The 1595-nt window shown below is 43.6% G+C and carries 1 protein-coding gene and 1 pseudogene; both read left to right on the forward strand.

Annotated features, from left to right (window positions below; all coding sequences use genetic code 11):
* Positions 1 to 1291: bifunctional UDP-N-acetylglucosamine diphosphorylase/glucosamine-1-phosphate N-acetyltransferase GlmU (gene glmU, locus A3761_RS02875; protein WP_068749783.1), on the forward strand; the 1291-nt coding region annotated here is incomplete at its 5' end.
* Between the two features lie 59 nt (positions 1292 to 1350).
* A pseudogene (locus tag A3761_RS02880) lies at positions 1351 to 1595 on the forward strand (glutamine--fructose-6-phosphate aminotransferase); the annotation flags it as partial.

Genomic DNA, 1595 nt, shown 5'->3' on the forward strand with positions numbered 1-1595 from the left:
TTTGCACCCTGTAGCGGGAAAGCCAATGCTACAGCATGTGTTGGATACAGCGAATAAGTTAGATGCTGAAGGTATACATATTGTTATCGGTCACGGTGCTGATCAGGTAAAAGACACAATTAAAGAAGATGTAAACTGGTGCTTACAAGCTGAGCAGCTAGGTACGGGCCATGCGGTAGCACAAGCAATCGACCACATTCCAGAAGACGCGCAAGTACTAATACTATACGGAGACGTGCCCTTAACCAGTCAGGCAACATTGTCTCAATTAACGGCTTTAGTTAATGAGAAGCAGCTTGGCTTATTGACAGTCGACCTTGAAAACCCAACGGGCTATGGTCGAATCGTTCGGAACGCAGATGGCGATATTGAAGCCATCGTAGAACAAAAAGATGCTTCAGAAGAAGAATTAATGATTCCGGAAGTTAATACCGGAATACTTGCTCTACAGGCTTCAGTGTTGCATAAGTTTATTCCGACACTTGGTAACAGCAATGCACAAGGCGAGTACTACTTAACTGATATTATCGAGATCGCCGTAGCAAATGGCTTGCGAGTTGAAAGCCATCAGCCAAGTTTTGAGCAGGAAGTTCAAGGCGTGAATAATCGCCTGCAACTATGTGAATTAGAGTGCTGGCACCAAAGCATGATATCGGAACAGCTAATGCTTCAAGGTGTCACCATCTATGATCCAAATCGTTTAGACGTGCGCGGTGAATTAGAATGCGGCCAAGATGTCACTATCGATCTTAATTGTATTTTCGAAGGGCATGTCGTACTTGGTGAGGATGTCAGCATTGCACCAAACTGCATTATCAAAAATTCAACAATCGGTGCTGGTACCACGATACATGCTAATTCAATTATCGAAGATAGCTTTGTGGCAAGCGCCTGTAATGTGGGCCCGTTTGCAAGACTGAGACCCGGAACGAGTTTAAAAACTAAAGCGAAAGTCGGTAACTTTGTTGAGACCAAGAAGACGACCGTTGGTGAAGGTAGTAAGATTAACCATCTTAGCTATGTTGGTGACGCAACCTTAGGCAAAAATGTTAACGTGGGTGCAGGTACAATTACCTGTAACTATGATGGCGTTAACAAGTTTCAAACAGAAATTGCAGATGATGTGTTTGTTGGCTCCAATACATCATTAGTTGCGCCGGTGAAAGTTGGTAAGCGTGCGACTATTGGCGCGGGGTCTACTGTCAATAAAGATATAGAAGAAGAACAACTAGCTGTAGCCAGGTCAAAGCAAAGAAATATCGATGGTTGGGACAGACCCAGCAAAAAGTAAGTTAAAGATTTCGACTAGTAAAGTAATCGAATAAGATTTGGAAAACAGGAACAAAAGGTATGTGCGGAATAGTTGGAGCTGTGGCTCAAAGGGATGTAGCTGAAATTCTTCTCGAAGGTTTGAAGCGTTTAGAATATAGAGGATATGATTCAGCAGGGTTGGCTTTATTGTCTGAAGCAGGCGAATTTAATCGCTTGAGACGTATAGGCAAAGTTCAAGAATTGGCAGACGCACTAAAGGCAAACCCTTGCAAAGGTGGAACCGGTATTGCACACACACGTTGGGCAACTCATGGTGAACCTAG

The organism is Oleiphilus sp. HI0123, assembly GCF_001635315.1.